We start from the raw sequence: 24234 nt of genomic DNA, 5'->3' as shown, positions 1-24234 counted from the left end.
CTTTGGAGCAGTTTTAGATTGGGGGGAGAGAATGAGCCATCATGAAAATCACCGTTCCCATCGCAGCGGCTGGTTGCGGGCGGCGGTCATGGGCGCCAACGACGGTATCGTCAGTACCGCCAGTTTGATTATTGGGGTGGCCGCGGCGGAAGCGGCCACCGGCGATATTCTGCTGGCCGGTGTCGCCGGCCTGGTGGCCGGGGCGATGTCGATGGCGGCCGGCGAGTATGTTTCGGTGAGCTCCCAGTCGGATATCGAAAAGGCCGACCTGGCCCTGGAACAGGCCTCGCTGGATGCCAACTACGATTTTGAGCTGCGTGAGCTGGCCAAGATTTACGTCAGCCGTGGTTTGACCCGGGAGCTGGCCATGGAGGTGTCCGCGCAGCTGATGGCGCACGATGCCCTGGCCGCCCACGCCCGCGATGAGATCGGTATCACCGAGGTGGCCGAGGCCAAACCCATCGTGGCCGCGCTCTCTTCGGCGGCCACCTTTACCCTGGGTGCCGCCCTGCCCCTGCTCACCGCCTGGGCGGTACCGAGAGACGAGATTATGATGACCGTGGCGGTCTGTTCGCTGATCTTTCTCTCTGTGCTGGGTGCCGTGGCCGCCCGTGCCGGCGGTGCCAATCTGCTCAAGGGGGCGACCCGGGTCACCTTCTGGGGTGCCCTGGCGATGGTTCTCACGGCGGCGGTGGGCAGCCTGTTTGATGTGGCCGGGGCCATCTGACAGCCGTCCATAGTGCGCCCCTCCACATGGCGATCAGCGCTAACAGAAAACCCCAATCCGGTAGCCCGGATTGGGGTTCTCTTTTGGGGGTTGGCTGCCGACTCTGCGCTAGGCGGGGAAGAAGCTCAGTGTGTAGTTAACCGTGGTTTGTGCCACGTTGCTGGCGCCGAAGTTAATTAAACGGATCCGGGCCAGGAGTTTGCGCTCCAGGGTGGGGTTGTTCAATTCACTGCTCACCAATTTCACATCCGAGACCGAACCGTCTGGCTCAATCACCATCTGTACCACCACCTTACCCTGCAGGCTTGGATCCTGGCGCAGCTCGCGGTTGTAGATGGCAAAGATAGCGCCCTTGTTGCGGTCCATCATGGCGCGCACCTCGCGGTCACCCCGGCCACTGGTCTCCTTGGTACCACCACTAGCCACTTCCGGGGCCACCCCTTCGGCATTGGCCAGATCGCTGTTAACGACCGTGTCCTCCTTGCCGGAGAGCGCCACGCCGCCGGTATCCTGGCTGAGGGTGGCGACGTTGATGCCGCCACTGGCGGTGGCTGCCTTGTTGGCGATGATGGAGCGGTCGGCCTGGGCCGCCTGGGCATCACCGCGGCTGAGGCTGGCGCTGCTGAGGCTGGCGGTATCCAGCGCGTCGCGCATATCGGCCAGGTCATCCTGGAACTGCAACAAGCCGCTGGTGGCGGCCTTCTCCCGTGCCTTTTGCAGGTCGGCGGCGGGTACGGGCTTGGGTTCCGGTTTCGGCTCGGGTTTCGGCTCGGCTTTGGGTTCCGGCTTGGGCTCCTCTTTGGGCTCGGGCTTAGGCTCTGGTTTTGGTTCGGGCTTGGGCTCGGGTTTGGGCAGCTCTTTTTTCTCGAGGATCACCCGCGCCAGCTCCGGTGGCAGAGTCTCCTTCTCTTCCCGGGTCAACTCCGGCACCGGGATCAGGGGGATGACGATACTGAGCACCAGGAAGATCGCCAGGCCGATCAGCAGCAGCTTGCCAAAGCGGCGGTTCTCGTCCTCTTCCGGCTGCCAGGGCAGCTGCAGGTTGAGCATTGCGGTATTGGCGCTGGCCATCTCAACCCTCCCCTGTCAGATCGGTAACCGGCCCCGGAGCGGTGCCATCGGGCACGCTGATTTCCGGGTTTTTGGCCGGCACCTGGGAGACGGCAAAGGAGATATCGCGATACTCGTTGGTCGCGCAGGTGGTCATGATCTTTTTCAGCAGCTCATAGGGGATGGCGGCGTCGCCCATAATGGTGACCGCCCGGCCCTTCTCCTGCTGTGCTTCGTTCATGGGGCCGGCACGCTTGGCCTGATACTGCAGCTCCTGGGCGAGCTCGCTGATTTCCGACTCCGGCCGGGCGAGCAGGTCGCTCACCCGGGCCACCGCCTGGGAGTTGACCAGCAGGTCGGTGGCGCTGGCCATAATCACCAGGGTGTTATCGGGCTTTTGTTCGGCGACCGATTCGGGCAGTTTGATGGCGTCGTTCGTTTGCAGCACCTCAACATCGGAGGAGTTCACCAACAGGAAAAATACCAGAATGGTGAAGATATCCATCAGCGAGACCAGGTTCAGTTTGGAACCGCTGCCGAGCCGCCGGTGGTGCTTGTCCATGCGTTTGGCGCGTAGGGACTGTTTCATCGCTTACTGCCCCCCTGCGCTGGTGACCGGGGCATCACCCAGAGAGATGGCGGGAAACAGCTCCGCATCCACCACATCGGAGACCAGCACTGTTTTAAAAGAGCGCACGGTGTCCATGGTGCTGACCAGAGTTTGGTAGTCGGTGGTTTTTTGCGAAAGGATCAGGATGTCGCGCTTGTCGATACCCTTCTCTTTTAGTTGGCGTTTGATCTCCTGCAAGGTCAAAGAGAGCAGATCAAAGTTGTAGACCATCTCGCTGGGGGCCTCTTCGCTGGCAACTTTTTCGATGCGCTTCACGCGAATACCGGCCGGATAATTAACATCGAGATAATCGCTGTTAATTATCACTTCGAGAATTTTGGGTTGTTCACTGTCGGCGGCAGCACCTGCCCCCGCATCCGGCAGAGTCAGATCCAATACAGTGACATGGGAAAACACCATACTCATCAGCAGCACTGGAACCAGAATAATCATCAAATTCATAAAGGAAGTGATGTCCAGTTCCGCTTCGTGAGCGTGTTTGCGCCTGTTTAAAAACATGCTGTTGTCCTGGCGTGGCAGTGGCTTGAAGGATTAAACGGTTTTATTCAGTAACCGTTAGTGATCAACCTTGGCGCCACTGTCGCCCATGCGGGTTTTGGCACTGCCGCCACCGGCCAACACGTTTAAACATTTCACGCCGGCCATCTCCAGGCTGTCGATAATTTCCGTGGTTTTGGTCTGCAACAGGGCGTGTGCCAACAGCAGCGGAATAGCGGAGATCAAACCAAAGGCGGTGGTGTTCATCGCCACCGAAATACTGGAAGAGAGCAGCGAGGCTTTTTCGGTTGGGTCGGCGTTGGCCACCGCGGTAAAGGCGGCGATCAAACCGATAATGGTACCGAGCAGACCGAGCAGGGTGGCGATGTTGGCCAGGGTGGCGAGATAACCGGTGCGTTTTTCCAGGCGCGGCATCGCCTCCAGTACGCCCTCTTCCATGGCCAGTTCAATATCGTCGCGGCGCGGGCTTTCGTTCATGCGAATGACGCCGGCGGCGACCATGCGGCTAACCGGCGCGCCACTGCTTTGACCCATTTTAACAATGGCGGAGTAGTCGCGTTTTTTCAGTAACGGCAGAATTTGATTAAACGCGCGACGATTGGATTGCTTGGCGTAAGAGAGATAGATCCAGCGCTCAATGGCCACCACCAGGCCAATTAATAGCACCACGCCGATGGGGTACATAAAGGTTCCGCCATCTTTAAAAAATCGAAGCACGCTGAAGAAAAAGTCCATAGTTGTTCCTGTCTCTGATGCGGTAAAAATTACGAATTAATGCGATAGATAAAATATTAGAAGTTTATTGTGAGTCCGTTGCAGTTTTTTCTTCGAGATAGTGCAGTTGGCGCAATAACTCTTCACGCTCCACATGTTCGAACACCCGGCTCGTCGTTTTCTGTGCCAGGCTCTGTTCAAACTCTTCACTGTCGGCGGCGGTTTTCCAGGGCACGATGTAGAGCACCTTGGGTTGCTCCTGGTTGCCGGTAACGGTTTCGTCGATGTTAATCACCGCCTGGGCGCCGGCCTTGAAGGCGACGGCGGCGCCAATTAAAACCAGTGCTTGTTGCAGTCGCCGCCGCACTATGGGTTGTCGCGTCACTATTGCTTCCTCACGAATTTCTATCCAGGCGCCGGCGCAGATCGCTGATCCACCCTTTCAGGGCGGGATCGGGTTCGCTGGCCAGGCTCTGGTACTGTTCATAGTGGGCCAGCGCTTCGCTTAATTTGCCCATGTAGAGGTCGTACAAAATGGCCAGATTGCGGTGGCTGATGGCGCTGTCTGGCCACACCGACAGCGCCTGCAGATAGAGCTGCTCGGCGGCCTGAAACTGGCCGGCCTTGCGTTTCAGAATGGCCAGCTGGTTGTAGGCGTCGATATTGAGCGGGTTGGCGTCGATCGCCTGTTGGTAGGCCTGAGCGGCGGCCTCGGGTCGGTCGGTGGCCTCAAAGACTATGCCCAAATTGAGGTAGGGGCCGGAGAGCTCGGGGGCGGTGACGGTTAATTCCGTCCAGGCGAACTCGGCCTCGGCCCAGTTCTTTTTGCGGTGCAGTTCCAAGGCGTTGGCAAACAGCTGCTCAACGTTGGCCGCTACCGGCTTGGGGTTGGCCAGATAGGGGTTGGCGGTGATGGCCACCGCGGTGTCGCCATCGGCCTCGGTAGCTGCATCGGTGACGGAAGCTTCCGGGGCCGGCTCTGCCGCCACCGGTGGTTTCTCTGGCGGCGCCAGGGCTCCACCCAGATAGGCGCAGCCGCTGAGTGAGGCGAAACCGATGCCGGCGACACCCAGGCCGGTGAGCAGGCGTAAAGTGCTAGTAAATTTCACTGCTCGCCTCCACGCTCTGTTCCGGTTTGGCATAGCGGCCGGGCAGCAGTTTGGCCAGGGCCTCGAAGCTCGATTTCACCCAGTCGTCGTAGACGCCAATCCAGCTGCGCTCGCTGTTGGCGGCGTGAATCTCAATGGCCTGATCTTCAAACGGCAAGGCCTGCTCCTCCAACAAAATTTCGTACTGCTCCAACTCCAGCTCCGAGAGCCCTTTGGGCCGCTCGGAGTCCATCAGGTCGCGGCTCAGCTCGGCGTAGATTTCACCAATGCGGAAGTTGGCCTGGGTGGTGAACTCCTGAATGTTGTAGCTGAGGGTCTTCTCGTAGGCCTTGAGCGTCGACTCCAGGGCCGCTTTCTTACTCTTCAGGCTGTTTTTCAACGGCAGCCTTAACTTGATGGCGGCGAAGGTGCGGTACTGCTGGTCGGCCAGGTCGCTGCCGGCCCAGGCGGCCAGGTAGCTGCTGCGCGCGCTCTGTTGGCGGCCGGCGTGATCGTGACTGCTCATGATCTTTTTAAGCCAGAAGTTGCGCTTGTCGCGCTCGCCGGCGTCGCGGTAGAGCTCGGTCAGCTTGTACTGGGCTTCGAGGTTTTCGCTGAACGGCTCAGGGTAGCGGTTGGCGTAGTCGCGGTACTGGGCCAGGGCTTCAGACTGTTTGCCGTCGCGCTCGTAGAGCTCGGCCACCAAGAGCGTCGACTGGCGGCGGAATTCCGGGTCCGGGTCGCGTTTCATCTCGGCCAGCAGGGCTTCGGCGGCTTGCGACCACTCCTCCAGTGCCTGGTGGATAACCACCATCTTGGCGCCGATGGAGGCGGTCAGTGGATCTTTGGGGTAGGCCTGTTTGAAGCTCTGCAGCAGCCCTTTGGCCTCCTGCCAGCGGCCCAGCTCCATCAGGTAGTTGGCGGCGTCGAAATGGGCAGTGCGGGCGATATCGGAGTTGGGCAGCAGCGCCTTGACCCGCAGCAGCTGGTCGACGGCGTCGTTCAGGTCGCCGCGGGCGACGGCCTGATCGGCGCGTTTGTAGATGCTGGCCGCCAGCCGTTCGTTGATCTGCGGGCGGCGACTGTCATTGGCGGGCAGCCGTTGCAGCACCTGGGTGTAGGCGTACTCCGCCTGGCTGTAGTTGCTGCGGTTGAACTCCGCCTGGGCGACGATCAGCCAGGCGGTGACCAGCAGCTCGCTCTCCGGTTGTGGCTGCCACTGGGTGACGCGGCTGGCGGCCTCCACGGCGCGCTCCGGCTGGCCGGTTTTGAGCAGCCCCTGAGCGCTGCGGGTCAACACCGCCACGGCGCGTGGGTCGGTGCCGTAGAGGTCGGCAAACAGCAGCCCGGTGTAGATCGCCTGCTCCTGCCAGTAGTTGCGCTCGTCGTCGAGGGTCGCCTTGGCCAGCAGCTCCTCGGCCAGAATAACGGTGGTGTAGCCGGCCTCGGCGCCCAGTTTCTGGTCGGGCAGCTGCTCGCGCAGGCTGTAGGCAACGCGGTGGAACTCGGAGAAGGCGGCCTCTTTCTGGTTGGCGGCGTAGAGCGCCTCGGCCAGCAGGTAGGTCATCTGGCCGGTATCCGGGTCGTCCGGGAAGGTCTGCACAAACTCGCGATACCAGCCGGCGGCGAGCAGATATTCGTTGTTGATCACCTGGGCATTGATGGGCTGGTTGTCGACCACCAGTTTTTGTTTGGGCTTCTCTTTCAGCGCCTGCTGCCACTGTTGCGCGCGGGCGTGGCGATATTGGGCGAGCTCGGTCAGGTAGAGGTGCAGGGTGGGCAGCAGCGGCTCGCGCCCGGCCTCATCGCGGGCCGCCCAGTAGGCGCTGTTGATGCCGTACAGCTCGATAAACTGCGCCTTTGTGGGTACCAGCAGTTCGGGGAAGCCGCCCACCTCGTAGACTTTGATCTTGGCGGCGGTGAAGCCGGGGGCACGGTCGTCGAGTGGGTAGAGGTCGACAAAGGCTTGATAGGTGTCGGCGCTGTCGCTGAAGCGCTGCTTGGCCAGGTAGAGCTCGGCCAGGTTGGCGTAGAGCAGGTGCTCGTAGGGGCGCGCCCCCAGGCGCTGATAGGTGGCGGTGATGCTGGCCGGTCCCTCCAGGTAGGAGAAGGAGAGACTCATCACGCGCAGGGTATCTTCGCACAGGGTTTTGGCGGAGCCGGTGAGGGTGCTGATGTCGGTGCCATCCTGCAGGTAGACATCAAGCAGCTGGGTGAAGGAGTCGAGGGCATCTTCATAGACACCGCGCTTGAACTGGCTCCAGCCCAGCATATAGAGGGCGTTTTCGTAAAATTCCGATTTCGGCCCGGCCGCCACCACCGCCTCGTAGCGTTCGCTGGAGATACGGTAGTCCTCTTCGGTGAAGCTCTGTTCGGCGCGCCGGAAGTTGGCTTCGGCCAGGAACGGGGAGCCCGGGTAGGTGGTAGCCAGTTCCGCCAGGGTGGCGTCGGCTTCGCTGGTGCGGCCATCCAGGGCGTAGGCTTTGGAGAGCTGATAAAGCAGTTCGTCCACCTGGGTGGCGACCCCTTCGGGCTGCTCCCGCTGCAGTTCGATCAGCTCCTGGTACATGGTGATGGCGTCGCCAAAAAAGGGCTGGCTGGTCTCTGCCTCGGCCAGGTTGCGCTCGCTCTTGGCCATCTCCAGGCCGGCCAGGCGGATCAGAATTTTGCGGCGGGTGTCGGGCCGCTCGGCTACCGCCAGGGCCTGGCGGTAGTAGGCTTCGATCTCGGTCAGGTCGACCACCGGCACTTCGAGTTCGGTATTGGGCAGCACCGCCGGCTGCACGCTGTAGAGATTGGGCGCGTTGTCGATGGCATCGTTGGAGCTACAGCTGCTAAGCAGCGCGATGGCGCAGGCGAGCAGTAACGGACGGCGGCGCATCACTGGAACTCCTCCCCGGTGGTTGCGGGCTCGGCCGCACCGCTATCGTCGGCATCGACAGCGTTGTTGTTATCCGTGGCTGCACTGTCGCTATCAATCGGGGTGCTGTCGTTATCGATGGGAGCGCTATCGCTATCGATGGCAGCGCTATCGCTTGCCACTGGCACGCTGTTGGCGTTGCGGTTGCTGTGATCGTACAGGCGGGCGATGGAGAGGCGCGCCTCGGAGAGGAAGAAGAGCACCCGTTTGCGCTGCAGCTCGAGTTCGGCCAGCAGCTGCTGTTGCAGCTCGGCGGTGACCAGATCCATGGTGGCACTCAGGCGCTGCTGGTTGGTATCGAGGCGCACCTGCGCCGCGGCCATGCGCTCATTCATGGGGATCAGGTCCGGGGCCTGGTCGACCGCCAGCTGCACCCGCTGGTAACTCTCTTTGACGGCGTCGAGCTGGGCGTTGGCGGCGGCCATGGCCTGCTGCAGCTGCCAGCGTTTGTCGTGGTAGCTTTGCGCCTCCTGCCAATAGAGGATGCCGCGCAGCAGCCGCGCCTTGGCAATCTGCTCGCGGCTCAGCTGTTCGGCCAGGCGCTGGCTCTTGTCATAGGCGCTGTTGGCGCGCTTAACCAGGTCGCTCTGCTGCTCATCGGCCAGGGCCAGGTAGTCGTGCTCGGCCTCTATACGGCTGATTTTGGCCTGCAACTGATCGCGCTGGGCGACCAGGCGGGCGACGATGGTGGGGTAGTCCAGGGCGGCGACGGTCTCGGCCTGGGCCGCGCGATTGCTGGCGCGGGCGGCGGAGAGATCGCGGTAGTCGGTGAGCTTCACCTGCCACTGGTCAATGTTCTGTTGCAGGGATTGCAGGTCGCGCAGCTCCTGCACCCGCGCCTGAAACTGGTTTTGCGCCACCAGTGTGTGCAGGTAGTTGATCACCTGGTCGAGGTCGGGCTGTTGATCGGCCAGCCAGCTGCTGTTGCGGTCGATCTCCACCGCCAGCAGTTGCAGCAGGTCGCTTCTTTGCAGCTCCTGGCGGGCGCGGGCGATGCGGTCGAGCTCCTGCTCGTAGGCGCTTTCGGCGTTGGCATAGGCCAGCAGCGCCTCCCCGGCGGCGCCCATCTTTTCATAGGCGAAGGGGATGGCCAGGTGTGCCTCTTGTACCTCGGGGTACATAAAGTTGCGTCGCAGCAGCTCCTGCCAGGGGGCCAGGGCGGTGCTGTAGAGCTGGCGGTTGAGCGCCGCCCAACCATTGCCGAGCAGCGCCTGGTTGGCCAGTACCGGCGTCAGGCGCACCCGGGAGAAATCGATGGAGGCATCGGGAAAGCTGCCGAGCGCCAGTTCGCTGTACCCGGCCGCGGTACGTGCCCGGTCGCGCAATACCAGCTGCAGCTCCAGGTCGTCGCTATCCTCTTTGATGGGGGCCTGCCAGACCGCCTCGTAGTAGGGGATGGCGACCTCGAACTGGCCGTCGCGACCGAGGGCGGAGGCCATGTTGTAGTTGAGGAAATTGAGCCAGACACTGGGCGCTTTAATTTGGCTGATGGCCGCCTGAGCCTCTTGCAGCTGGCCGCGGCGAATCAGAATGCTGGCGCTGATGGTTTCCGCCTCTTGCGCCATAAGCCGGCTGATGTGCTCCCGGTCGAGCTTGGCCAGGGCCGCTTCGGCGTCGTCCCACTGGCCGCGGGTGTAGGCCAGTTTGGCGAGATAGAACCAGGCGGTGTTGCGCACCTTGGGCGGACGCGACTCATCGGCAAGCAGCTGAGTGAAGATCTCGGTGGCGCTGTTTTTCATGCCGAACGCCAGGCTGATGCCACCTTCGATGATGGCCGGGTTGTCGCCGTGGCCTTGAATGCCGCCGGCGACATCGGCGCGATAGAGTTCGGTCAGCGCCTGGAAGTAATCTTTCTGGTAGTAGTGGTAGAGGGTGACGCCATAACGCAGGTCGGCCACTTCGGTGAGTGGCTTACCGGCGTAGCTGGGTGCCGCCACCGCCGCCAGCAGACAGCTGCCGGCCAGCAGTTGGCTGAGCCGTTTCAGCGTTACAGCTGCCATTCTTTTATTTCGAATACCGGTTGCAGTTTGGCGGTGGAGTCGACGATTTTCAGCTCGTAGACCTTGCCGCTGGTCTGTTTGTTGATGGTTACTTCCGCGGCCCGCTTGTATTCACGACCTTCCGGGCCGATACCGATAAAAAAGGCGGTCAGCGTGTGTTCACCGGTTTTCAGGTTGCCCAGGTAGAGGCGTTGTACGCCACCGCGAAACAGGGCGTCGATTTGATGTGGGGTGTAGAGCTCGCTGACGATCATCTGGTCGTCGAGCTGTACCCGGACGGAGTCGAGCTGAAAAAACTCGCCAACGTCCATAGAGAGGTAGAGTGCCAACTGGCTGTTGGCCGGGTAGAGCAGCTCCTCCTCAAGGATAAGCAGGTCGCGGTTGAGTCCCAACAGCTCCTGCTTTAACGATTCGATCTCATCGCTGACCGGGGCCGGGGCTTGCTCCTGGCCGTTGCTGAAGGCACTGAGGGTAAGTAGCAGTGAGCTCAAAACGCAGGCCAACAACGGGCTGCGACCGCGGCGCTGGGCGCGGGGTAGTCTGGCGGACATGTACCTGTCTTCTCCTAAGTAATTGGCGGCTTGGGTTGTGGCCCTAAGCCGCGCCTCCATTAAGCGTATGCGAGGACCAGTTGGGCCGGTGAACCGGCGGCTGAGTGTTGATTTCACCCCAGCCTGCGCTCTGATCCCCGTGCGCGCTCCAGGCGTTGGCAAAGTATAAGTTAAGGTTTTCGACAACGAGTGCGGATGAGTGCACACAAAAGGCTATAAGCCGGTAAAAAGCGACTGCAATCAGAGCTTTTGTGAATTAAGTCACCAACTATTAATTGTGTCCCTTGGCCGGTCATAACAAAAATTTATTGTAGTTCCGGCGGCGTAAGGCCGCTGGAATAACGGATCTCGCCACTGCTGGTAATCACAATCGCTTCGTAGCCGGGCAGCTGGTTGATCATGGCCAGTCCCGCCTCGGCCCCCATCACAAACACCGCGGTGGCCAGTGGGTCGGTATTGAACCCCTCCGGGCCGATCACCGAGGCGCTGATCAAACCGTGGCTCGATTTGCCGGTAGCGGGGTTGAGGATGTGGTGCACCCGCTCGCCGGTGTGTTGATCGATAAAGTAGCGTTCGTAGTCGCCGGAGGTGGAGATCGCCTCATTGGCCATGGGCAGCTTCACCACGCTCTGCCAGGCTGCGTCGTCCGGCCCCGGGCGCGGGTTTTTAATGCCGATCAGCCAGGGTCGGCCGAGGTTGTCGCCCAGCAGCCGGGTATCGCCGCCGGCGTTGACCGAGGCGTGCTGCACGCCGTGCTCACGCAGCAGTGCCGCCGCACTGTCGACGGCGTAGCCCTTGGCCAGGCCGCCTAAGTCGATCTTCACGCCCGGGTGGGCAAACCGTATCTGCCGGGTGTGCGGCTGCCAGTGCAGCTTACCGACGGCGGGCAGGTTGGCGGCGATCTGGGCGTCGTCCGGCGCCTGGCCGCTGCGGTAGTCGTAGAGGTGGCCAACCGAGGCGTAGGTGATGTCAAAGGCGCCGTGGCTGATGCGGTTGACCCACAACGCCTTGTCGACCAGACGGGCAAATTCCGGTGAGAGGGTTTGCGTTTGGCTGGCGGCCAGCTGGTTGACCCGGGCCAGTTCGCTGCTGTCGATATAGGGGCTGTAGACGGTGTCAATGCGCTCCATCTCGGCGCGCACCAAAGCCAGCAGCTGGGCCGCCTGGTCGGCATCCTGCCACCAGATGCGGGCGCCCACTTCGGTACCCATGATGGCCCAGTTCTGCTGGAACCACTCGGCCCGGGCCGGCAGTGCCAGCCACAGGCTTAGGCAGGCAGCGGTGACCAGCAGCAGTCGACGACTACTGCTGCCATTCGATGGCATAACCCCGCTCCGTCTCTTCACCGATGGCCGAGGCCATGGTGGGCAGGAATTTCTGCAGCTCGGGGTGGGCGCTGTCGCGCACGCCAATTTCACCTTTGATGATCACCCCAATCGGGTCGTTGGGGCGCAGGATGCGGTTGTAGTTGATGTCGAGGTCGGCGATTACCGGGCCACCCAGGTCGACCAGCTCGGCGTTGACGCCGCCCTGGTTGTCGGCCGTAAGGTTGGCGCCAAAGGTGCCCAGGGCGATCCAGCTGTCGCCGTTTAACAGGGCGCCGTTGCGCCAGGAGAGGTTGCCATCGAGCGCTTCGACCCGCAGGCCGTTGATGGTGCCTTTGTTGACCACCAGCGAGAGGTCGCCGGCGAGGGTGGTGGCGAACCAAAGGTCGAGCAGTTCGGCGGGCACGTTGACGTTGAAGTTGGCCAGCTGCACCTGTTCGCCGGCGGCGCAGACATCACCCTTGGCGGACTGGCTCTGGAAGGCAAATGAAATATTGGCGCAGGGTTTAAAGGTGAGCAGCGACAGGGGTTTAAGCCGCCACTGGAAGCGGCCCAGGCTGTAGACGTCGCGCTCGACGCTGAGCAGAGCGCTGCCGGCGCTGCCCGCCCAGAGGGAGCCCTGCACCTCGGCCAGGCTCAGGCCGGGAATCGCCTGAGTGAAGGCGTAGGCGGCGAAACTGGCCGGCACCCGCGCCACAATCAGTACCAGCAGCAGGGCCACCAGGCCCAGCCACATCCAGAAGTTGGTCAATATATTTTTGGTCATACGTGGTTTGAATCCATTACCCCAGGGCAGTTGCCGTAGCGGCCTAGCGCGCCAGGCGCAGGCTGACGGAGACGCGGCCGCTCACCCGGGTGGGGGTGATGGTCAGCTCGCGGGCGGCCAGCTTCTGTTCGGTTTCCATGGTTACCAGCCAAGCGACAAAGGCGCTGTAGGCGACGTCGTCGAGGCGCAGGCGCACCTCGCCCTCGCGCACCGGTTGGAAGCTGCTCAAACTCATGCCACGGGTGCGCAGAGTGGAGTCGATCAGCTCCGACAGGGGTGCCTGAGTGCTGCTGGTGTCGCTGTTGCCGGCGCGGTACTGCTTGAGCTCCAGAGCCATCTCCCGCACTCGGGCCAGGCTCTCGGCGGCGGCGCGGGTGTTCACCTCTTGGCTGACCAGGGCGCGGTTGGAGGGTTGAATCAACAACCACCAGATGAGTGCCAGGGCCACCGCCAGGGCACACAGCAGCAGCGCGGTCTGATCGCGCCGGCCCAAGGTCAGCCAATAGTTACTGAGCGCGTTCATGGGATACTCCTTATGCGCAGGCGTGCCTGTACTCCGGCGGCCACGGAGGAGGTGCCCTGCAGCTCCGCCAGCAGGTGTTGATTTTCCAGGCTGGCGCGCAGCTGGTCGATCTGACGGAAATCGGAGGATTCAACATTGAGCCGCATATCGCCCTCGACGTAGTGCAGGTTCAGAACTTTGATGTCGCTGTTGCTGGCCAGGGTGGGGCTGATTTTGGCGAGCAGCGGCACCACCCCGTTATCGCCCTCGCCGGCATCGCTTTTGTAACGTGAGAGCTGGGTTTTGAGCTGTTTCTCCGGGTCGACCATGGCGCCCTGGGGTACCACCGAGCGGTAGGCGCTTTCGGCGGCGGCCAGATGCCGCTGCTGCTGGCCCTTAAGGCTGGCCAGTGCCGCCCAGTTGCTGCCCAGAAAGAGTACCAGAGCGATGCCGGCGGCGATGGCCGCCGGCCGCCAGGTCTGCCACCAGCGGGCGATGGGCAGCGAGCGGCCAAGGCTCTGCTGGCGCAGATTAAGGGCCGGCAGGAGCTCCACGGCCAGGCTTAGCCACTGGTCCCACTGGGCGCTGGTGGCTTTCTCCTGCAGGCTTTCGGGCAGGGTGTCCTGCAGGGTTTGCAGGTCTTCGAAATTTTGGCCGAACAGCTTCACCTGTTCCGGCGCCTGACCCTCGGGCTGCTCGGAGAGCAGCGCCAGCAGCGACTCCTGCAGCAGGTCGAGGGGTACGCTGTAGGCCAGGTCGTGGCGGTAGCGAACCTCCACCGGGGCGTCGCCACCCAGCCAGCGCAGGCTCCACTGTTGTTCGGTAAAGGGCAGCAAAAGCGGCAGCGGCAGACAGACCGCCACCTCCAGGTCGGCCCCTTCAAACTGGGCCAGCAGGGTCTCCAGCCAGGCCAGGGGGGTGTAGGCCACGGCCACACGGTCGCCGTGGATAGTGCCGTAGGCGAAGTGAAACTCGTCGACATCGCCGAGGATGTCATCCTCGAGCTCGTAGGGCATCAGCTTGGCCAGGTGGCGGCGCTCCTTGGCGGAGAAGTGGCCCTCCACCAGGACGATCTCCTGGCTGGCCAATGCCAGCCAGATTTCAGCGTGACTGTCGGTCTGGGCGGCGGCCAGTTCGGTAATGGTGCCCTGCTCCGCCGGCCCCATCCAGCTGCCATCCTCCAGCAGACGCCACGCCAGCTGCGGGGTGGCGGGATCCTGCTCGGGCAGTTGGGCGTCGTAAATAACAACGAGTCGATTCATGGTTACACTGTGTTCTCTAAATTAACCCGGGAATCCATGCCGCCGGGTGCTCTTACCTGGGCCAAAGCGCTACTGTGCCCGAAACGGGGTTAGTTTAGCGCAAGCCGTGTCATAAAAACCTGCCATTATTGGTGGGCTTTTGCTATTGCCCCGCCACTCTGGCTATTCCTCTTTTACCGTGCCAGTCACAGCACAAAGTCGCTGTGGCGCACCACCTCTGTGTTGTCGTCCTCGCGGTGCAGCAGGCTGAGCAGGCTGCGCCGCTGGCGGCCAACCTCCACCTGTGTGCTCAACACAAAGTAGCCGCTGTCGACGGTGAGACCGTCGGTACTCAGGTCGCCCCGAGAGGTGAGCGCCGGCGGCAGGCTGGCGCTAAATTCGGCAATGTCCTGGTAGCCCAGGCCGCCGCGCTGCAGCTCAATCTCCTCGGCATCGGCCAGCGCCAGAGGGGTCAGGTCAGCGGGCAGATTGATGGTGCGCAGCAACATCACATTGGCGGTGTTGACGTTGAGCCCACCGCCCTCCGGCAGGGCTGTAATAAAGGGCGCCAGGGCGTCGAAAATCTCCGGCGTCATCCCCTTCACCAGGCGCAGCTCGGTAATGCTCACCAGCGGCCCATTGGGCGGCTTGATGGGTGGCTCGTAGCGCTGGTAGTAGAGCGACTCGGCGCCACCAAAACCAAAGTTGGTGTCGTCGGCGTCAATCCAATCGACGATCGCCTCCAACAGCTCGATGGCGTCGGTGAGCGACATCGGGTTTTCGTCATCCAACGCCTGCAGCAGCCGTAGAAAGCGGCGCTGATCCTCGGTGAAGCGGTCGAAACTGGTCGGCCCCTTGTTCTGCTGGTTGACGGTCACCGCCAGGCGGTTGACGTCGAACTTGCTCTGGGCGTCGGTCAGCTGCCCCTGCATAAAGCCTTCGTCCAGCGGGAAGGTGAGCTCCTGAGCCCAGGCTTCGTCCAGGGTGTCGGTAAACTCGCCGTTCTCTTTGTCGTCTTTGTAGTCCTCTGCCAAGGCAAACAACGCCAGCTGCTCGGCGCCCAGCAGGTACTCCTTGGCCTGGCTGCCGTGGAAGCGGGCTTCCGCGCGCAGCAGGCTGCGCTCGTGGCTCACCGCCAGCCCCACCGCCAGTGCCACCACCAGGGAGGCGACTATCAGCGCGGCGATCATCACCGCGCCGCGCTGCGCTTGAGGCAAGCCCGCGCGAACCGGCACTTTCGGCCAGGATTTAAACGTCATCAGCCCTGCCCCAGCAGAAAGAGCCGGGTGATGCGGCCAAAATCTTTGGTTTCGAGCTGCACCTCGACCGCTACCGGCAGGCCGCTGACCCCCTGTTCCGGCCAGCGCTCCAGCCACGGCCCCTGCCGGTTCTCGGCGCTGGCGGGCAGGTAGCGAATGACAAGCTCGGTTACGCCGGTGAGCAGCGGCAGTTGGCTGGCGTCGTCCGCCAGCGCCTCTTCGCTCTCCGGCCAGGAGTCGCGATAGAGGGTCTCTTCCTGTAACCGATAGCCCACCTGCAACAGCGAGCTGCGCGGCAGACTGGCCGGGTTGGGGCGGCCGTCACGCACCAGACGCAGCAGGTACTCTTCGTCGACCTCGCTGGAGAAGCCGGCTGTAATCAGCACGTTATAGAGGCTGACATTGCGCGCCACCACGTGGCGGAAGTCGGCCTCCAGCAGATACATGGCCCGGCTCAGGTCGTCGATTTCGGCCATGGTCTCTTTGGTGACCTTGGCGCTGTCGATGGCCGAGCGCAGGGTCTGGTAACTCAAAAAAATGACGATAACGCCAATCGCCAGCGCCACCATCACCTCGATCAGGGTGAAGCCCCGTTGCCGGCTACTGGGGTTCATAGACAAAACCCGACAGCTGGGTAATGGGGTTGTCGGCCGCCTGTTCGGCGCTCTGGCCGACGCTGACCGTCAGTTTGCGGATAGCGTCGACATCGGTCACCTGGCTCTCGGCCAGCCAAAACCACTCGATCCCGGCCAGCTCCTCGCTGCCGGTCTGGCGGCCATTGAGGATACGGCCGGTCAGCTGATAGTTGAGGCGGTGCGTGTTGAGCTGGTTGCTGGCCACGTAATCAGCCAGGGTCTGCAGGCGCACACTGCTGACATTGTTCGACTGGGTAAGCATTAAGTTAAGTAGCGCCGGCAGTGCTACGGCGACAATCACCAGTGCCACCATCACCTCAATCAGGGTGAAGCCGCGCGCCTGCCGACGATTGCCAATGCCGACTCTCATACTAGAGTTTCCCCAGCTGCCGCTCGGCCTCCTGGCTGCGTTCCAGCCAGGTGATGCGGCCCATTTCGTTGATCTGCATATGCACATAGCGGCGCTCCAGATCGCGCACCGACTGGGCTGACTGTGAATCCAGCTCCAAAATCAGGGTCGCCGCCAGGGCTTCGCCACCGCCGTAGAAGATGATCACCGGCAGCGGTTTGTCGAACTCAAGCCAGCGCCAGAGATCCACCGGCTGCTCGTCTATCTCAATGCCGAGCTTGATAAAGTCCGGCGGTTTGATCGGCGGCAGCTCGGTGACCGGCGACCACTCGCCATCGCGCCAGCGGTGCCAGGTGAGCTGCCAGGCCTGCTCGTTGCTGGCGGTGTTAAAGACCTCCGGCACCAGGCCTAAGTGTTCGCCGCCAAACAGCGCCTGGTCGGTGCCAAACTGCAGCTGGGCGTAGACCTCTTCGCCAAAATTCTGCAGCTCACTGTCGGCATCGAAGCGAAAGCCCTGAAATGTGGCCATGCCGATGGCCAGCGCCATAACGAACAGAACCACCATCAGCTCGATAAGACTGAAGCCTGCTGCTGAGCGGCGCGTGTTCATAGCCGTTAGAAATCTTCCTGGTTATCCCAGTTGTTGACGTCGCGATTGTCGCCTTCGCCACCTGGCACACCATCGGCGCCGTAGGAGAAGATCTCAAACTCGTGGCTCTCACCGGGGCTCAGGTAGAGATAATCGCGGCCCCAGGGATCTTTCGGCATTTTCGGGAGATAGCCACTTTCGCGGTATTTACGGGGTACTGGGTCCAGGCTTGGTTTCTCGACCAGTGCACCCAAACCCTGCTCGCTGCTGGGGTAGACGTAGTTGTCGAGCCGGTAGGTCTGCAACGCGGTTTCGATGGATTTGAAATCGGCAAACAGGCGGCCGTAATTGGCCTTGCCAATGTTATCCAGGACCCTCGGCGCCACTATGCCAATCAGCAGGCCCATAATGACCAGCACCACCATAATTTCGATCAGTGAGAAACCCTGTTGTCGGTGAAGACGTTTCATAGCGCGTTCCAGTATTTCGTGGTTATGAGTTTGTGTTGGCTAGACCTAGTGGCCAACCATTTGGTTAAGGTCGAAGATGGGCAGCAGTATCGCCATCATGATAAAGGCGATGGCGCCACCCATAATCACCACAATCGCCGGCTCAAAAATGCCGAGGGTTGTGGTCAGTTTCATCTCCAGCTCGCGCTCCTGGTTTGTGGCGCAGTGCTTGAGTTGTTTGTCGAGCGTACCGTTGGCCTCGCCGCTGGCGGTCATCTGCACCAGCAGCGGTGGAAACCAGCCGGCCTGCTTCAGCGCCTTGTTGAGCGAGCCCCCTTCCTGCACCGTGCGCGAAACATCGGAACAGGCGTGCTGCAATTCGGTGTTGCCGAGCACCTGGGTGGCGATGCGCAGCGCCTGCAGCAGTGGCACACCGCTCTCCACCAACAGGCTCAGGGTGCCGGCAAAGCGGGAGCTGTCGGCCAGTAAAATCACGCTTTTAACGAGGGGTACGCGCAGCAGAAAGCGGTGCCAGGTGCGCCGCCGTTCGGCGTTTTTGATCAGGTATTGGAAGCCGACCACGCCACCGATGAGGAGCAGCAGAATCAGCCAGCCGAAGTTGCGCAGCAGATCGCTGAAGCCGATAAGGATGCGGGTGATCAGTGGCAGGGTGCGCTCGTTCTGCTCAAACATCTGCACCAGGTCCGGCACCACAAACACCATCAGGATGGTCACCACACTAACGCTCACCGTGAGCAGCACCACCGGGTAGATCATCGCCATTTTCAGCTTGTTGGCGGTGTGCTGGTTGCGCTCGATGTACTCAGCCAGCTGTTCCATCACCTGCCCCAGGTAGCCGGAGGATTCACCGGCGCGCACCATGGAGCGGTACATGGAGTCGAAGCTTTTGGGGTGCTCGGAGAAGGCCTGGGCCAGGGAGTGGCCCTCCAGCACGCGCGAGCGGATGCTGAACAGAATCGACTGTACCGCCGGCCGGCCGGCCTGTTTGGCGGCGGTGTTGAGCGATTCATCGAGCGGCAGGCCGGACTGCAACAGCGACGCCAGCTGGCGGGTAACCAGGGCCCGTTCTTTGATGTTGAGGCTGGCGGGGAAAAGTTTAGCCAGGCTGAAACCGCTGGCCTCAGCCCCCTTGCGGCCGCCCCCTTTGGCGCTCTTTTCGCGGGTGGTGGCGACGGTGAGTGGCTTCAGCTGCTGGCCGCGCAGGTGGGCGCGCACCTGGCGTTCGCTGTCGCCCTCAATAACCCCTTTGACGGTTTTGCCGGCGTTGTTGATGGCTGTGTAACTGAAGGCTGCCATGGTGTTAAACCGCGGTGGTGACCCGCATTACCTCTTCAATGCTGGTGTCGCCGGCCAGTACCCGGTCGCGACCGCACTCGGTAATTGATTGCGACTGGTGCCGGGCTTGGGCGTCGAGTGCCAGTTCGCCGGCGTCTTCGTGAATTAACTGGCGCAGGGGCCCGTCAATATCGACCCACTCGTAGATGGCACTACGGCCGCGGTAGCCCTGCTGGTGGCACTCGCTGCAGCCCTCGGCGCGGTAGATGGTGGCCTCTTCCGAGATGCCCAGGTGTTTGCATTCGGCCGGGGTGGGGTGATCGGCCCGTTTGCAGTGCGGGCAGAGTACGCGCACCAGGCGCTGAGACATGACGGCGGTAATGGATGAGGAGAGCAGGAAGGGTTCAATGCCCATATCCTGCAGCCGGGTTACCGCGCCGATGGCGGTGTTGGTGTGCAGAGTGGAGAGCACCAGGTGGCCGGTAAGGCTCGCCTCCACGGCGATCTGCGCAGTTTCGCGGTCGCGGATCTCACCCACCATCACCACGTCCGGGTCCTGCCGGAGGATGGCGCGCAGGCCGCGGGCAAAGGTCATGTCAATTTTGCTGTTGACCTGGGTCTGGCCGATGCCGGGCAGCAGGTATTCGACCGGATCTTCAATGGTGAGGATATTGCGGCTGCGGTCATTGATGTGGCTGAGGCCGGCGTAGAGGGTGGTGGTTTTACCGGAACCGGTGGGGCCGGTGACCAGAATAATGCCGTGCGGCTTGGCCAGGGCGCCGGCAAAGCCGTTGTAGACCTGGGCCGGCATGGCGATCTGTTTTAAGGAGAGCTGCCCGGCGGTGGTATCGAGCAGCCGCAGCACCACCCGCTCGCCGTGGGCGGAGGGGATGGTGGAGAGGCGGATATCCAGGCCGTGGCCGGCCAGTTTGACGGTAATGCGGCCGTCCTGGGGCAGGCGCTTCTCGGCGATATCGAGTTTGGCCATCACCTTCAGACGGGAGACCAACAGCGGTGCCAGCACTGCCTTGGGTGAGAGCATTTCGGTGAGTACGCCATCGACACGAAAGCGCACTGCGACGCGGTCTTCGTAGGGTTCGATGTGAATATCCGAGGCCTTCTCGCGCACCGCCTGGGAGAGGATGGCGTTGATCAGCCGGATCACCGGCGCGTCGTCGTTGCCGGAGAGCAGCTCTTTGTCGTCGGAGAGCTCCTCGGCCAGGGAGTCGAGGTCGATGTCGGTGCCGAGGTCATCGGCCACCTCGTCGGCCGCCTGCTGGGCCGAACCACTGGCGCCGTGGTACATATCTTTGAGGTGCTTCTGGAACTCCTCATCGCTGATCGGCAGGGTGGTGAAGGGGCGCTGCAGGTGGCGTTGCAGCTCCAGCAGCAGGGGCAGGCGCAGGCTGCCACGATAGAGCAGCTGGCCATCTTTCACCAATACCCCTTTCTGGCTGGCGTAGCCAAAGGGGAGCGCATTGGCCACCGCCGCAGCGGGTGCCTCGGCCGCTTCCGGCTCGGTTGGGTAAGCCGGTGTCTGTTGGTCGCTGATGGGCGTTTCGCTCATGACTCTACCCTGGGGGTTAATCGTCTTTTTTGGCTTTTTCGGCGTCGATGGCATCCAGCGTGTCGCTGTAGCCAGAGAGGTCGGTGTCGGGGGCGATGGGCCACTCCGGAACCACTGGCAGCAGTTTGCGATCCAGCGACAGCCCCTTGCGCTCCCGGCGCAGCAGTTGCTGCTCGCGGATAAAGCGGTACTTCTCGGCGGTGGTGCCGGTGAGGGTGTCGTCGTCGCGAATGACCGTGGCGCGAATAAACACCAACAGATTGGTTTTGGTGATCTGATCGCGGTTGGAGCGGAACAGCCGGCCAAGCAGGGGAATACTACCCAATACCGGCACGCGTGACTGGTAAGTCTGCACGTTATCGCGCATCAGGCCGCCCAGTACCACCACCTGGCCATCGGCGGCCAACACCTGGGTGGTGATGGAGCGCTCGTTGGTGATGACGTCGGAGGCGCTGGTCTCGCCGGTGAGACTGGAGACCTCCTGCACGATATCGAGAATAATCTTGTTGCCTTCGTTGACGTGCGGTGTCACCCGCAGGGTGATACCCACATTCTGCCGTTCGATGGTCTGGAAGGGGTTGCTGACGTTACCCTCGGTGCTGGTGAAGCTGCCGGTGACGAAGGGCACCTCCTGGCCGACGGCGATTTCTGCTTCGTGGTTGTCGGTGGTGAGTACGCTGGGGGTAGAGAGGATGTTGGAGTTGGTCTTCTCCTGCAGGGCATTGATGAGAGCGACAAAACCCTTCTCGCCGTCGAAGTCACCCAAACCCAGAGTGGTGCCGGTGAGGGTGCCGATGGCGCCGGCCAACTGTTCCAGAACATCGTCGTCTTCGGAGAGCACCAGTTCGCCGGCGGCAGAGAGAGTGCCGTCGCCGCTGGAGGTGGCGCCAAAGCCGCCATTGCGATCGGCGAACAGCCACTGAATACCCAGATCTTTACCGTCGACATCTTCTATTTCGGCGATTACCGCCTCCACCAGTACCTGGGCGCGGCGGATGTCGAGCCGCTGGACCACCTGCAGCAGGGACTCCAGGGTGTCGCCCTCGGCGGTGATCAGCAGCGCATTGGTGGATTCATCGGCTTCTACGGAGGCTTTGCTGGTGCTGGTTTTGTCGGTGCTGGCGGACTTCTCGATATTTTGCAGCAGTTTGGCCAATACCTGGGCCACATCCGCCGCCTTGGCGTACTCCAGATAGAGCACACGTACGTTGCCGGTCTGCGCCTGGGGCCGGTCGAGACGGGAGACCAAGCCGCGCACCCGCGAGCGCTGCAGTTCGTCGCCGCTGACCAGCAGTGAATTGGTGCGGGCATCGGCCACCATCTTCAGGTTGCCGGTATCCTTGCCGGCGTCGCCGGAGAGCAGCTGCTCCAACATTTTCAGCGCCTCGGCCACCGGCGCGTACTCCAGCTCGATGATTTCGGTATGGGCCACGGCGGCGGTATCGATCTGGGCGATGATCTTTTTAACTCGGGCGATGTTGGCGGCGGTGTCGGAGATAACAATGGAGTTGCTTGGGTCGTAGGCGGCCATGTGGGCGTGCTGGGCCACCAGCGGACGCAATACCGGCAGCACCTTGGCGGCGGAGATATTGCGCAGCACGATCACCTCGGTAACGTACTCATCGCCGGTTTTGGAAACGGCATTACTGGTCACCGGAATGGGCGATGAGCGCACATCCTTGTTGGGCACCACGCGCACCACCCCGTCGTTTTCGTAGGCGGTAAAACCGTGGATATCGAGAATGGAGAGCAGCAGCGAGTAGGCCTGGTCCTGGGTCACTTCGCCGTTGGTGAAGACCTGCACCTTGCCCTTCACGCGCGGGTCGATAATCACGGTTTTGCCGGTGCGGTCGGCGACGTAGCGTATTACCTCAACGATATCGGCATCGTTGAAGTTGAGCGTTAGTGTCTCGGGCTTGTTGGCCTGGCCAAAGGCCGGCAGCGCGCAGACGATTAGGGCGGCTAGGATGAGTGCACGCACGTTGATCCTCACTGGTCTGTATCGAGCGAAACGTTAATTTGCATTGACTGGCCATCGCGCAGCAGGGTCACCGTGGCACTGGTGGCCGTGCGCATCTCGCGGTAAACCTGGGTTACGCTGCCGGAACTGGTCAAAGCAATACCGTTTATGTCGGTAACTATGTCGTTGGTTTCTAAACCCAGGGAGCTGAAGGTGTCGCGGTCGCGCCCCGGTCGAATTTTGTAGCCAATAATTTCGCCATCTTCCCGGGCGACACTGAATTTGATCACCTCCGCCAGGGATTTAGGCACACTGGAGATGACGCGTTGCTCGGGCGCCTCCTCCTCGTTGTCGCTGTCGTCGTTCAGCCCAGCGGTGACTGGCTCGTTACTGAAGTCGACCACCGGCCCGGCCCGGCCGGCCGGTTCCGGTGCGCTGCTGGCGCTGCTGACGGCGTTTTTATCAAACAGGTTGAGCGCCTCTTTGCGGCCGGCGTTGTCGAGAATCACCCGATCTGAATCCACCTGATAGAGCAGCACCCGGGCGCCGCCGGGCAGCGAGTCGCCGACGTGATAGACCTTCTCCTCGCGGCCGTGGGCGATAATTGCCTGGGAGTTCTCGGCGATACTGCTTTTAATAACGCCCTTGAGCGTCAGGTTTAATTTGGTTTCGGCGGCGGTCTCTACCGCTACCGGCTGGGCCACCTCCGGCTCGGGGGCGGTGGCGTCCAGGGGGCCGAACAGCTCTGTGGCCAGCAGTGGCTCCAGGTCGACGTCGCCGACGCTGGTGGGGGTGTTGCGTACCAGGGCATTGCGTGGACTGGTGCTGGCAACCTCGGGTAGATCGGGCTCCGGCACCATCAACCAAAACAGTCGCGCCAGGGTGAAACAGGCCCACAACAGCATGGTCAGTACCAGCAGGTTGCGCAAAACAGCCAGGCTCTGGGGCGTGCCGAGATGGCGCTGCACCTGAGACGAGAAGCTGTCTATGGCTGAGGGACGGTTCATGGCTAGTTTGTTAGTCGCTTACTATTGCAATTCTGGCGCGGGTGCCGGAGCTCAGATAGTCGTATTTGAATTTGGTTCGATCGCGCCATCAGCGCACTCCATTGCCAGCTTTGCGGGTGTTGAGGTGACTGAGCTCGCGGTATAAAGATACCGGCGCCATCTCCAATTGTGATCAGTCACTTCCAGGGGAACCCCCAATAATACCCGCTCCGAATAGAAAATCACCTTTTTTACCTTAAAAAACGGGTTGTTAGCACAAACTTGTGAGAATTTAACTGAAGTCTAGTGCACAACTTGGCAAAGCAGGGACTGTCACCCATGACACCGGGGTGCCGATTTTCTCGCAAGGGCGGCGATAATGCGACATTAATATGACAATTTTGGGACGTTGTTATTTTCTTCTGCCCGGTTGGTTATAAGCCACCCGTGGTGGCGACCCGGGCGCTGGCGGCAAGAGGGGTTTAAATCTGGCGGTTTGCCACCATCTTGCCTGTTTGCCGGCGGGCACTTGCTGAGTCGGATGGCGTTAAGGTTTTTAATTTTCGTTAAACCAATTGCCGGAGAATCGGTATAAAATCGGTCGGCTTGGCCAGTGGCGCCTTTATGTGTGCTGCTTTAGGGTAGCCTCCGGCATTGGCAGGAGCGTTGCTGCCAGGGGCAATCGACAAACTCACCAACAAGAGTAGGGCATGACACAAGTATTTTTGTTGCGTAATCAACACGGTTATTTTTTCAATCGCCAGGGCGAGTGGGTCTCCGGGCGGGAAGCGGCCAGCCTGTTTCGGGCGCACCACAAAGATGAAGCCATCAACGAGGTGTTTGAGATCAGCGCCCGAGATTTTGGCCAGAGAATTGAAATAGTCGAACTGCCGGTTTCAGAAAAAGGCGTGCCACAAGTTCCAGCGGAGTGGATTGTTGAGCCGCCGGTGGTCGTTGAAGAGGAGGCCGCGGTTGAGGGCGACGCCAGCACAAGCCAGGCGTCACCCCAAGCCAGCGAGAGCGATGCCAACCCGCCCCAGGATGGCGGCGCAGATGTGCACATGGATTTCTTTCGAGCCGAAAGTGCCTAGGCCGGGTGGTGCTGCCACCTGCCAACCCTTGTTGATCATT

General features: G+C 61.6%; 24 protein-coding genes. 2 read left to right on the top strand and 22 right to left on the bottom strand.

Translation table 11 applies throughout. The features are described from left to right. The first annotated feature begins 31 nt into the window (after positions 1-31). Positions 32-727 (top strand): VIT family protein, encoded by a 696-nt coding sequence (locus tag SBL51_RS18245; protein ID WP_317932545.1) that lies wholly within the window; start codon positions 32-34, stop codon positions 725-727. 108 nt (positions 728-835) lie between these two features. Here SBL51_RS18245 and SBL51_RS18240 read toward each other — a convergent pair whose 3' ends face one another. From SBL51_RS18240 to gspC, 22 genes are all read right to left on the bottom strand, one after another. After that, complete coding sequence (locus tag SBL51_RS18240) at positions 836-1798, bottom strand: AgmX/PglI C-terminal domain-containing protein (protein WP_317932544.1); 963 nt, start codon at positions 1796-1798, stop codon at positions 836-838. A gap of 1 nt (position 1799) precedes the next feature. Continuing rightward, positions 1800-2366: a biopolymer transporter ExbD gene (locus SBL51_RS18235; RefSeq protein ID WP_317932543.1), complete on the bottom strand. Its 567-nt coding sequence runs from the start codon at positions 2364-2366 to the stop codon at positions 1800-1802. A gap of 3 nt (positions 2367-2369) precedes the next feature. Beyond that, the gene (locus SBL51_RS18230; RefSeq protein WP_317932542.1) at positions 2370-2906 is read right to left on the bottom strand and encodes an ExbD/TolR family protein; all 537 of its coding nucleotides are present in this window, start codon (positions 2904-2906) and stop codon (positions 2370-2372) included. A gap of 57 nt (positions 2907-2963) precedes the next feature. Then, positions 2964-3641, bottom strand: coding sequence for a MotA/TolQ/ExbB proton channel family protein (locus SBL51_RS18225; protein ID WP_317932541.1), 678 nt, complete (start codon positions 3639-3641; stop codon positions 2964-2966). Positions 3642-3705: 64 nt separating this feature from the next. Next, complete coding sequence (locus SBL51_RS18220) at positions 3706-4005, bottom strand: hypothetical protein (RefSeq protein WP_317932540.1); 300 nt, start codon at positions 4003-4005, stop codon at positions 3706-3708. A 10-nt stretch (positions 4006-4015) separates the two neighbouring features. Continuing rightward, entirely contained in the window at positions 4016-4729 is a 714-nt protein-coding gene (locus SBL51_RS18215) for a tetratricopeptide repeat protein (protein ID WP_317932539.1), read from the bottom strand. Further along, entirely contained in the window at positions 4716-7589 is a 2874-nt protein-coding gene (locus tag SBL51_RS18210; RefSeq protein WP_317932538.1) for a tetratricopeptide repeat protein, read from the bottom strand. The genes SBL51_RS18215 and SBL51_RS18210 overlap by 14 nt, the downstream gene beginning before the upstream one ends. Next, the gene (locus SBL51_RS18205) at positions 7589-9628 is read right to left on the bottom strand and encodes a hypothetical protein (protein WP_317932537.1); all 2040 of its coding nucleotides are present in this window, start codon (positions 9626-9628) and stop codon (positions 7589-7591) included. Before SBL51_RS18205 ends, SBL51_RS18210 begins: the two co-directional genes overlap by 1 nt. Beyond that, entirely contained in the window at positions 9616-10179 is a 564-nt protein-coding gene (locus SBL51_RS18200) for a hypothetical protein (RefSeq protein WP_317932536.1), read from the bottom strand. Before SBL51_RS18200 ends, SBL51_RS18205 begins: the two co-directional genes overlap by 13 nt. 305 nt (positions 10180-10484) lie before the next feature. Next, positions 10485-11504 (bottom strand): FAD:protein FMN transferase, encoded by a 1020-nt coding sequence (locus SBL51_RS18195; protein ID WP_317932535.1) that lies wholly within the window; start codon positions 11502-11504, stop codon positions 10485-10487. Further along, positions 11482-12270: a type II secretion system protein N gene (locus tag SBL51_RS18190; protein ID WP_317932534.1), complete on the bottom strand. Its 789-nt coding sequence runs from the start codon at positions 12268-12270 to the stop codon at positions 11482-11484. The genes SBL51_RS18195 and SBL51_RS18190 overlap by 23 nt, the downstream gene beginning before the upstream one ends. A 43-nt stretch (positions 12271-12313) precedes the next feature. Next, positions 12314-12793: a type II secretion system protein GspM gene (gene gspM, locus SBL51_RS18185; RefSeq protein ID WP_317932533.1), complete on the bottom strand. Its 480-nt coding sequence runs from the start codon at positions 12791-12793 to the stop codon at positions 12314-12316. After that, on the bottom strand, positions 12790-14034 hold the full coding sequence (gspL, locus tag SBL51_RS18180) for a type II secretion system protein GspL (RefSeq protein WP_317932531.1): 1245 nt from the start codon (positions 14032-14034) through the stop codon (positions 12790-12792). Before gspL ends, gspM begins: the two co-directional genes overlap by 4 nt. A 185-nt stretch (positions 14035-14219) precedes the next feature. Then, positions 14220-15272, bottom strand: a complete 1053-nt coding sequence (gene gspK / locus SBL51_RS18175; protein WP_317932529.1) for a type II secretion system minor pseudopilin GspK — start codon at positions 15270-15272, stop codon at positions 14220-14222. Continuing rightward, complete coding sequence (gene gspJ, locus SBL51_RS18170; protein ID WP_317932528.1) at positions 15272-15886, bottom strand: type II secretion system minor pseudopilin GspJ; 615 nt, start codon at positions 15884-15886, stop codon at positions 15272-15274. Before gspJ ends, gspK begins: the two co-directional genes overlap by 1 nt. Then, a complete protein-coding gene (gene gspI, locus SBL51_RS18165) occupies positions 15873-16277 on the bottom strand; it encodes a type II secretion system minor pseudopilin GspI (RefSeq protein ID WP_317932527.1) in 405 nt (134 codons plus the stop codon). The genes gspJ and gspI overlap by 14 nt, the downstream gene beginning before the upstream one ends. A 1-nt stretch (position 16278) precedes the next feature. Then, a complete protein-coding gene (locus tag SBL51_RS18160; RefSeq protein WP_317932526.1) occupies positions 16279-16866 on the bottom strand; it encodes a prepilin-type N-terminal cleavage/methylation domain-containing protein in 588 nt (195 codons plus the stop codon). Positions 16867-16871: 5 nt separating this feature from the next. Beyond that, positions 16872-17315 carry a type II secretion system major pseudopilin GspG gene (gene gspG / locus SBL51_RS18155; RefSeq protein WP_317932525.1) on the bottom strand — a complete coding sequence of 148 codons (444 nt, stop codon included), beginning with the start codon at positions 17313-17315 and terminating at the stop codon, positions 16872-16874. Positions 17316-17360: 45 nt separating this feature from the next. Beyond that, positions 17361-18611: a type II secretion system inner membrane protein GspF gene (gene gspF, locus SBL51_RS18150; RefSeq protein WP_317932524.1), complete on the bottom strand. Its 1251-nt coding sequence runs from the start codon at positions 18609-18611 to the stop codon at positions 17361-17363. Positions 18612-18615: 4 nt separating this feature from the next. Then, positions 18616-20157 carry a type II secretion system ATPase GspE gene (gspE, locus tag SBL51_RS18145; protein ID WP_317932523.1) on the bottom strand — a complete coding sequence of 514 codons (1542 nt, stop codon included), beginning with the start codon at positions 20155-20157 and terminating at the stop codon, positions 18616-18618. 16 nt (positions 20158-20173) lie between these two features. Beyond that, on the bottom strand, positions 20174-22138 hold the full coding sequence (gene gspD, locus SBL51_RS18140) for a type II secretion system secretin GspD (RefSeq protein ID WP_317932522.1): 1965 nt from the start codon (positions 22136-22138) through the stop codon (positions 20174-20176). Positions 22139-22146: 8 nt separating this feature from the next. Further along, positions 22147-23124, bottom strand: a complete 978-nt coding sequence (gene gspC / locus SBL51_RS18135; protein WP_317932521.1) for a type II secretion system protein GspC — start codon at positions 23122-23124, stop codon at positions 22147-22149. Between the two features lie 689 nt (positions 23125-23813). Here gspC and SBL51_RS18130 point away from each other — a divergent pair. Further along, a complete protein-coding gene (locus tag SBL51_RS18130) occupies positions 23814-24194 on the top strand; it encodes a hypothetical protein (protein WP_317932520.1) in 381 nt (126 codons plus the stop codon). Positions 24195-24234 lie beyond the last annotated feature (40 nt).

This window comes from Halioxenophilus sp. WMMB6 (genome assembly GCF_033283405.1).
In the GTDB taxonomy this organism is placed as follows: domain Bacteria; phylum Pseudomonadota; class Gammaproteobacteria; order Pseudomonadales; family Cellvibrionaceae; genus Halioxenophilus.
This window is presented reverse-complemented; position numbering and strand designations above follow the sequence as displayed.